The 9,248-nt window shown below is 64.7% G+C and carries 6 protein-coding genes and 1 pseudogene; 6 read left to right on the forward strand and 1 reads right to left on the reverse strand.

Annotation, left to right across the window (positions count from 1 at the left end; genetic code table 11):
• Positions 1–25: 25 nt before the first annotated feature.
• From AC2W7L_RS15430 to sucB, 3 genes and pseudogenes are all read left to right on the forward strand, one after another.
• Positions 26–1,501: a leucyl aminopeptidase gene (locus tag AC2W7L_RS15430; RefSeq protein WP_486005147.1), complete on the forward strand. Its 1,476-nt coding sequence runs from the start codon at positions 26–28 to the stop codon at positions 1,499–1,501.
• Positions 1,502–1,654: 153 nt separating this feature from the next.
• Positions 1,655–3,043, forward strand: a complete 1,389-nt coding sequence (gene lpdA, locus AC2W7L_RS15435; protein ID WP_486005148.1) for a dihydrolipoyl dehydrogenase — start codon at positions 1,655–1,657, stop codon at positions 3,041–3,043.
• A 21-nt stretch (positions 3,044–3,064) separates the two neighbouring features.
• Positions 3,065–4,959: pseudogene (gene sucB / locus AC2W7L_RS15440) on the forward strand (2-oxoglutarate dehydrogenase, E2 component, dihydrolipoamide succinyltransferase).
• 60 nt (positions 4,960–5,019) lie between these two features.
• Here sucB and AC2W7L_RS15445 read toward each other — a convergent pair.
• Positions 5,020–6,447, reverse strand: a complete 1,428-nt coding sequence (locus tag AC2W7L_RS15445) for a hypothetical protein (protein ID WP_486005149.1) — start codon at positions 6,445–6,447, stop codon at positions 5,020–5,022.
• 158 nt (positions 6,448–6,605) lie between these two features.
• Here AC2W7L_RS15445 and lipB point away from each other — a divergent pair, with 158 nt between their 5' ends.
• The 3 genes from lipB (at position 6,606) to AC2W7L_RS15460 (ending at position 9,108) form a co-directional block, all read left to right on the forward strand.
• The gene (gene lipB / locus AC2W7L_RS15450; protein ID WP_486005150.1) at positions 6,606–7,244 is read left to right on the forward strand and encodes a lipoyl(octanoyl) transferase LipB; all 639 of its coding nucleotides are present in this window, start codon (positions 6,606–6,608) and stop codon (positions 7,242–7,244) included.
• 10 nt (positions 7,245–7,254) lie between these two features.
• A complete protein-coding gene (gene lipA, locus AC2W7L_RS15455; protein WP_167196095.1) occupies positions 7,255–8,307 on the forward strand; it encodes a lipoyl synthase in 1,053 nt (350 codons plus the stop codon).
• 63 nt (positions 8,308–8,370) lie between these two features.
• Positions 8,371–9,108: a DUF4191 domain-containing protein gene (locus AC2W7L_RS15460; protein ID WP_486005151.1), complete on the forward strand. Its 738-nt coding sequence runs from the start codon at positions 8,371–8,373 to the stop codon at positions 9,106–9,108.
• The last annotated feature ends 140 nt before the right edge of the window (positions 9,109–9,248 follow it).

Genomic DNA, 9,248 nt, shown 5'->3' on the forward strand with positions numbered 1-9,248 from the left:
TTCAAAGACGACTGAAAGGGAACTCATGGCTGGTGCATCCACCCTCAGCAGCTACTCCACGACCTCACCGGTGAAGGCCACCGCCACCGTACTGGTGCTGGCGGCAGCGGATTCGACGGTCCTCGGGCTCGAAGGCGCGAAGGCGGCGAAGACCGCCCTCAACGATGCGGCTCGGGCCATCGGGTTCAGCGGAAAGGCCGGTTCCACCGCCCGTGTTCCCGCTCCGAAGGGTGTCACAGCCGACTCCGTCCTGCTGGTGGGGCTCGGCGATTTCGATGCCGACGACTCCGATATCGCTGCGAAGGCCGAAGCGCTGCGGCGAGGTGCAGGTGCGGCGCTGCGAGCCCTGGACGCAGTCGAATCGATCGCTCTGGCCCTGCCTGCCGTCACTGCGGCCGAGGTCGAAGCGGTCACTGTGGGTGCCGGACTCGGAGCGTACCGATTCCTCGACTACCGCAGCGAAGGCAAGACGTCGGGTGAGATCACCGTCATCGGCCCCAAGGGCAAGACCTTCGCTGCCGCCCATGACGCCGGAGAGGTCATCGCGGCCGCGACGAACAGAGCTCGCGACCTCGTCAACACTCCCCCGCTCGATCTCTACCCCGAGTCCTATGCCGAGATCGTCAAGGATCAGGCCAAGGAACGCAAACTCAAGGTCACCGTCCTCGGTGAGAAGGAGCTCAGGGCCGGCGGCTACGGCGGAATCATCGGAGTCGGCCAGGGGTCGACTCGCGGACCTCGGCTGGTCAAGGTCGAATACGCACCGCGCGGAGCCAAGCGTCATCTCAGCTTCGTCGGCAAGGGCATCACCTTCGACTCCGGCGGCATCTCACTCAAGCCCGCGAAGAGCATGGAGGACATGAAGTCCGATATGGCCGGTTCCGCGGCCGTTGTGCAGGCGCTGTTCGGCATCGCCGACCTCAAACTGCCGGTGCGCGTCACCGCATGGCTGCCGATGGCCGAGAACATGCCCGGATCCTCGGCGCAGCGTCCCAGTGATGTGCTCACGATGCGCAGCGGCAAGACCGTCGAGGTCACGAACACCGATGCCGAGGGCCGCCTCGTCCTCGCCGATGCGCTCACCGACGCCGGGACCGAGAATCCGGACCTGCTCATCGATGTGGCCACTCTCACCGGTGCTCAGATCGTCGCTCTCGGCGAACGCACCTCCGGTGTCATGGGTTCGGAAGCCGCACGGGCTGAGGTCATCGCCTCGGCGTCCGTGGCCGGTGAGGAGATGTGGGCGATGCCGATCCCCGAGGAGATGCTCTCCGGATTCGACTCCACCGCCGCCGATCTCACGAACTCGGGACCGCGTCCCGGCGGCATGCTCGCCGCAGCCGCGTTCCTGCGGGAATTCGTCGGCGAGGATGCGAACTGGGCGCATATCGATATCGCCGGACCGAGCTTCAACGGGTCCGCGCCTTTCGGCTACACACCGAAGGCGGCGACCGGAGCTGCGGTTCGCACGCTCATCGAAATCGCGAAGGCGAAGGCCTGAGGACGATGGTTCTACACGCTGTCGAGGTGAACGTGATGATGCCCACCTGTGTCCAATCAGACAGCGTTTTTCTTCGCCCCGCGCAAGAAAAGTGGAAAGATAAGACTGAAAGCTGCGTACTGCAGGCTTATTCACAGCTACGAGGAGAAATCCGTGAGTGACGAATTGACCTACGACCTTGTCGTTCTGGGCGGCGGAACCGGTGGCTATGCCGCTGCTCTGCGAGCCGCTGAACTCGACATGAAAGTCGCTTTGATCGAACGCGACAAGGTGGGAGGCACCTGCCTGCACCGTGGCTGCGTGCCGACGAAGGCTCTTCTGCACGCCGCAGAAGTGGCCGACACCGCCAAGAACTCCGAGACCTTCGGCATCGAAGCCGAGTTCAAGGGGATCGACATCGCCAAGGTGCTCGAGTACAAGGACGGGGTCATCACCCGCAATTACAAGGGTCTGCAGGGTCTGGTCAAGGCTCGCGGAATCGACACTTACTTCGGCACCGGCAAGCTCGTCGGCAAAGACACCGTCGAGGTCACCGGCGAAGACGGCAACCACACGGTCAAGGGCACGAACGTTCTGCTCTCGACCGGTTCGACGTCGAAGACCATCGGACTCGAGATCACCGACCGCGTGATCACGAGCACCGAGGCTCTGCAGCTCGACAAGGTCCCCGGCTCGGCCATCGTTCTCGGCGGCGGCGTCATCGGCGTCGAGTTCGCCAGCGTCTGGAACTCCTTCGGAGCCGACGTCACGATCGTCGAAGGCCTCAAGCATCTCGTGGCCAACGAGGACGAGACCATCTCGAAGAACCTCGAGCGCGCGTTCAAGAAGCGCAATATCAAGTTCAAGCTCGGCGTCATGTTCAAGGGCGTCGAAGAGACCGCTGATGGTGTCAAGGTCACCCTCGAAGACGGTTCGACGCTCGAAGCGGAGTACCTCCTCGTGGCCGTCGGCCGTGGCCCGGTCACCGAGGGCTTCGGATTCGAAGAGCAGGGCATCCCGATGGATCGCGGATTCGTCCTGGCCAACGAGCGCCTGCACACCGGCGTCGGCAACATCTACGCCTGCGGCGATATCGTTCCCGGACTCCAGCTCGCTCACCGTGCATTCGGTCAGGGCATCTTCATCGCCGAGGAGATCGCCGGGCTGTCACCGGCTCCCGTCGTCGAATCGGGCATCCCACGCGTGACGTACTGCGAGCCGGAGATCTTCTCCGTCGGACTCTCCTCTGCTCAGGCCGAAGAGAAGTACGGCAAGGATCAGGTCGAAGCACTCGAGTACAACCTCGGCGGCAACGGCAAGTCCGTGATTCTGGGCACCACTGGCCTGATCAAGGTCATCCGTGAGAAGGACGGCCCGGTCGTGGGCGTCCACGGAATCGGTGCGCGTCTGTCCGAGCAGGCCGGTGAAGCTCAGCTCATCGTCAATTGGGAAGCATTCCCCGAGGAAGTCGCGCAGCTCATCCACGCGCACCCCACGCAGAACGAAGCGCTCGGCGAGGCCCACCTGGCCCTGGCCGGAAAACCCCTGCACTTCCACTCATAAGATCCGAGGAGACGAAAACTCATGTCGAATTCCGTTCAGATGCCGGCTCTCGGCGAGTCGGTCACCGAGGGCACTGTCACTCGCTGGCTCAAGGAAGTGGGCGAAGAAGTCGAGGTAGACGAGCCATTGCTCGAGGTGTCGACCGATAAGGTCGACACGGAGATCCCCAGCCCGTACGCAGGCACGCTCGAGAAGATCCTCGCCGAAGAAGACGACGTGGTCGAGGTCGGCGGCGACCTCGCCTACATCGGCGACGGCAGCGGTGCCTCCTCCGAGGACGAGGCACCGGCCGAGGAGCCCGCTGAGGAAACCACCGAGGAGCCGGCAGAGGCCCCGGCCGAAGAAGCTCCCGCCGAAGAGGCACCAGCAGCTGAAGAGGCACCCGCGGAGGAATCCGCTCCTGCCTCTTCGGATTCCGGTTCGTCCGAAGGCACCGAAATCACAATGCCCGCACTCGGCGAGTCCGTCACCGAAGGCACCGTGACCCGCTGGCTCAAGGAAGTCGGCGAAGAGATCGAGGTCGACGAACCGCTCCTCGAGGTCTCGACCGACAAGGTCGACACCGAGGTCCCCTCCCCCGTCGCCGGAGTCGTTCAGGCTCACCTGGCGGAAGAGGACGACACCGTCGAGGTCGGCGCGCCGCTGGCCCGCATCGGCTCCGGTGCCCCGACCGAATCCGCACCGGCTGAGGAAGCACCGAAGGAAGAGGCTCCCGCTCAAGAGGCTCCGAAGCAGGAAGCACCCAAGCAGGAGGCACCCGCTGAGGAAGCTCCCAAGCAGGAGGCACCCGCTGAGGAAGCTCCCAAGCAGGAGGCACCCGCTGAGGAAGCTCCCAAGCAGGAAGCACCGAAACAGGAATCAGCTCCCAAGCCCGCCGTGACAGAATCGGCGCAGTCCGCTTCGGCCGCGCAGGCCGAGGAGCCGGTGGAAGCCGCCTCGCAGGCCCCTGCCGCAGCCGACACCGTGGGCGAGAACGCCGCCTACGTCACTCCCCTCGTGCGCCGTCTGGCTCGCGAGAAGGGTGTCGACCTTTCGCAGGTCACCGGCACCGGAGTGGGCGGTCGCATCCGCAAACAGGATGTCGAGACGGCCGCGAAGAACGGCCCTGCCGCCGCACCGGCTGCTCAGGCCGGCGCGCGACCGGAGCTCCCAAGGCTCCGTTCAAGGTCGAGATCCCCGAGGAAGTCGCGAAGCTGCGCGGCACCACGGAGAAGGCTTCGCGCATCCGCCAGACCATCGCCAAGCGCATGAGCGAGTCCCTCGATGTCTCCGCTCAGCTCACGCAGGTCATCGAAGTGGACATGTCTCGCGTCGTGAAGCTGCGCAAGGCCAACAAGGAAGCGTTCCAGGCCAAGCACGGTTCCAAGCTGACCTACCTGCCGTTCTTCGCGAAGGCCATCGTCGAGGCGCTGCAGGTGCACCCGAAGGTCAACGCCCAGTACGATCTCGAGACGCAGCAGATCACCTACTTCGATCATGAGCACCTGGCTGTCGCGGTCGACACCCCGCGCGGACTGCTCGTGCCCGTGATCAAGGATGCCGGTGACCTGAGCGTCGCAGGTCTGTCGAAGGCCATCGACGATGTCGCTGACCGGACCCGCAACAACAAGATCATGCCGGACGAGCTCTCGGGCGGAACCTTCACGGTGACGAACATCGGTTCCGTCGGTGCGCTGTTCGACACACCGATCATCAACCAGCCGCAGATGGGCATCATCGGCACGGGTGCGATCGTGCGTCGTCCCATTGCCGTGCAGACGGCCGATGGCGACGAGGCGATCGCCATCCGTGACATGGTGTACCTGCCGTTGACCTACAACCACCAGCTGGTCGACGGTGCGGATGCAGGACGCTTCCTGCAGACCATCAAGGCACGTCTGGAAGAAGGCAACTTCGAGGCCGATCTCGACCTCTGAGCCTGACTCTTCCGCACACCGTTCGAGGGGCGACCATTCGTGGTCGGCCCCTCGGGTCATTTACGGCTTTGCGACCTCGCGGACCTCTGCGACAAGCCATCGTTCCCCGACCCTCTGCAGCTCGAACTCGACCGATTGCGCAGCGAACTCCTGCAGAGCATCACCGCTGCCCGCGCTCGAATGCATGAGCGCCGCGGCGACCACCCGGTCAGAGTCGGTCGCGACGATCTTCACGTCCTCGACGTCGATCGAATAGTCGGAGTCCGCATACGCGGCAGGATCGATGAGCTCATCCGCTGCAGCCGCGGCGGATTCGGGCACCGTCAGTGCCTGCAGAGCCGCGGAATCGCCGTCGCTGAGAGCCCTTGCTCGCGACTCACACAGCTGTTCGAGGACGCCGGTGACGTCCTCGACATCCATCGCTGCAGTCGGCTCGGGCGACGAGTCCGCTGCCTGGCCGGATGAGGCCTCCCCGCCCCTCACAGCTGCCGTATTCGACCATGAGGTCCAGACGACGATTCCGCCGAAAAGCGTCAGACACACGGCGACGCTGATGAGCAGGGTGCTGCGGCCGAAGAGCCGTGGCCGCCCACGGTCTCGGTCCCGGTTCCGGATCCGCGACCACCGCGACTCCACGGCACTGAGCACCGTTGTCCACGGATGGCGTCGCCCGTCCGATCGCCTCCGTTCCCGTCTCGAGTGGCGCGAGTTCTTCGCGACAGCACGCAGCGGGGACACTCCCCCGCCGCGCAGAGGCGGAGCCGGTGTGCCGAGCGTCGACCCGTGGCCCTCACTCGAGTCGCGGTTCGGTCTGAGTCCGGATGCCGCGCGCAGTCGGGCTGTGAGCGCCGATTCCGGTGCGGTTCCGCTCTCGGCCGGGACAAGCGGCAGTGCAGCGGGACGGTCGAGGGTACGGAGGGAATCGGCCGCCTCGGCGAGGGCGGTGCTCAAACCGACATCGGACGCAGCTTCGTCGAGAAGTTCGGCGACGAGCGTTCGCAGAGCCGTCGACGATTCGGTCAGCGCGAGATCGACGGGCAGCAGCACCTCGGCCCACGGGCGCCCGTACACGGCGTGGTAGATCATCTCCCCCACTGCTCTGCGCGAGGTCGTCACCGGCGCTGCCCGGACACCGGGGATGATCACCGGCCGACCGTCCGCGTCGAGCGCGAACGCGGACAGAGTGAGCCGATATTGCGGGCGCGTGCACGTTTGCAGCTGTTCGATGATGCCGAGGAACAGGGTGCACAGCTCGGCCTCGGTCAGTCCCTGATATGCGCGGACGACGTCGATTACGAGCCCGCCGGGCGATGCGGGGACGACGAGAACGGAACGGGCACCAGTGGGAAGAGCCACCTCGGTGAGGGCAAGGACGCGGGGATCATCGGCATCGAAATCATTGTGGACGACGCCCCACGCGCTCCGGCCGTCGGAATCGACGATCCGGTGGATATTGTCAGCGATCGTTACTTGGAACTCCCATGTCATCGTTCGTCATCTCCATTGATGATGTTTCATATCGTTTGATGATGTTCAATCATTCTGCCTGCAGTGGTCGTGTGTCAAGGGCCACAGCCTCGGTGGCGGTCGCCGGATGTAATTGGAAACAAATTGAACACTGGGGTGAAGAGTCATAGTGTGGAGCCATGCCCCTGGCCACAGAAACGCTCGGGTTCGCCCCAGTCCTCTCGGACTATCGGCAGACTTGGGAATTGCAGAAGAGATATCACGAAGAAGTGCTCGCAGGAGATCGTCGATCGACGATCCTGCTCCTCGAACATTCGCCGGTCTATACGGCCGGGAAGCGCACCGAGGACTTCGAGCGGCCGACCGACGGCACCGACGTCATCGACGTCGACCGCGGCGGGAAGATCACCTGGCACGGCCCCGGGCAGCTTGTCGCGTACTGCATCTACAAGCTCAATGACCCCAAAGAGGTGCGGCTCTTCGTGTCCCAGCTCGAAGACGCGATGATCCGGCTGCTCTCCGAACACGAGATCGAAGCGACCACGATCGAGGGCCGCGCCGGTGTCTGGCTGGAGGGCGACGAACTCCGTCGCGACCGCAAGATCGGCGCGATCGGCATCCGCATCCACGAAGGCGTGACGATGCACGGGTTGGCCCTGAACTGCAGCAACGACCTCGGCGCCTATGAATCGATCATCCCCTGTGGGATCACCGACGCCGACACCACGTCCATCAGTGCAGAACTCGGTCGCACCGTCACTCCGGAAGATGTGGCACAGCGACTCGACGACATCCTGCACGAGACCATCACCGCATAGGAGAACTCAGATGACGATCGCACCAGAGGGCCGCCGCATGCTCCGCGTCGAGGCCCGCAACTCCGAGACTCCGATCGAGGACAAGCCGGCCTGGATCAAGGCGAAGGCGCATATCGGTCCCGAGTACACTGCGCTGAAGTCGCTCGTGCGCAAGCAGGAGCTGCACACGGTGTGCGAAGAGGCCGGCTGCCCGAACATCTTCGAATGCTGGGAGGACCGCGAAGCGACCTTCCTCATCGGCGGCGAACAGTGCACCCGGCGCTGTGACTTCTGCCAGATCGACACCGGCCGACCGGCCGAATTCGATGCTGACGAGCCTCGCCGTGTGGCCGCCTCGGTGGCGGAGATGGGTCTGCGCTACTCGACGATCACCGGCGTGGCCCGCGACGACCTCGAAGACGGCGGCGCCTGGCTCTATGCCGAGACGGTGCGTCAGATCCACGACCTTTCCTACGTCGACGGGCGCGGCACCGGTGTCGAGCTGCTCATCCCGGATTTCAACGCCAAACCGGACCAGCTGGCCGAGGTATTCTCCTCCCGCCCCGAGGTGCTCGCGCACAATGTCGAGACGGTTCCGCGCATCTTCAAGCGGATCCGCCCTGCGTTCCGCTACGAGCGGTCGCTGTCGGTGATCACCCAGGCCCGCGAGTCCGGTCTGGTGACGAAGTCGAACCTCATCCTCGGAATGGGCGAGACGAACGACGAGATCATCTCCGCACTGCAGGACCTGCACGATGCCGGCTGCGACCTCATCACGATCACGCAGTACCTCCGCCCGTCTCCCCGTCACCATCCCGTCACCCGCTGGGTGAAGCCCGCCGACTTCGTCATGCTGCGCGATGCTGCAGAGGAGATCGGCTTCCTCGGCGTCATGTCGGGCCCGCTGGTGCGTTCGTCGTACCGTGCCGGTCGCCTGTGGGCCACAGCCATGCGCCGCCGCGGCGAGGAGATCCCCTCGCATCTGGCGCACCTGGACAAGCACACGCCCGCCAAACAGGAGGCACAGGCCGTTGTGGATACCTTCGGCCCCGGCGAAGAGGTAGACTTGACTGCTGAGCAATGAGCGTCGGCCTCCCCCTGATCGCCGGAGGCGACGCCGCAACGCCCCTCAAGAGCAAGTGAGAGAATGAGCGAAGAACCGCGTAAGGGACTCTTCCGGCGCAAGCCGAAAGATCCGAACAAGAAGCCCGGCCGACTGGCGCAGATGCGTCAGGTCTACGAGCTGTCCGCCAAACACAACAAAGCGACCCCGTGGCTGCTGGCTGCGGCCGTGCTCGGCTGCACGATCGTCGGCCTCCTCATCGGTCTGCTCATCGGCGGCACTACCGCGATCTTCACGACCATCCTCGGCTTCATGGTCGGTCTGCTGCTGGGCATGTTCATGCTCGGACGCTTCGCCGAGACCGCCGCATTCGCTCAGATGGACGGACAGCCCGGAGCCTTCGGTGCCGTCCTCAACACCGCTCGTCGCGGATACCTCATGGACGAGAAGCCAATCGCCGTCGACCCGAAGAGCCGGGACCTCGTGTTCCGCTCGACCGGTCGTGCCGGTGTCGTCCTGCTCAGCGAAGGACCGAAGGGCCGCAGCGCGAAGCTGCTGGCCAAGGAGAAGAAGCGTCACGAGCGCATCCTCCCCAACGTCCCGGTCCACACCTTCCAGGGCGGCAAGGAAGAGGGCCAGCTGGCGATGAAGCAGGTCGTCCCGGCAGTGCAGAAGCTGCCGCGCAAGCTCAACCGCGCCGAGGTCCTGGCCGTGCGCAATCGTCTGGCCGCTCTGGGAACGCAGGGTTCGCGCCCGCCGATCCCGAAGGGCATCGACCCGAACAAGGCCCGCCCGAACCACAAGGCCATGCGCGGACGCTGATCCGCAGATTCCCTGCTTAGGGTAAACGGAAGCGGCGCCGACTCGGAGTGAGTCGGCGCCGCTTCCGTGTCCCCACCTATCTATCCCCAATTACTACCTGACGGCGGCTCAGCAACCTCGCGCCAGGTTGCTGAGCCGCC

It is taken from the genome of Brevibacterium sp. LAARM3_SD1 (assembly GCF_057364765.1).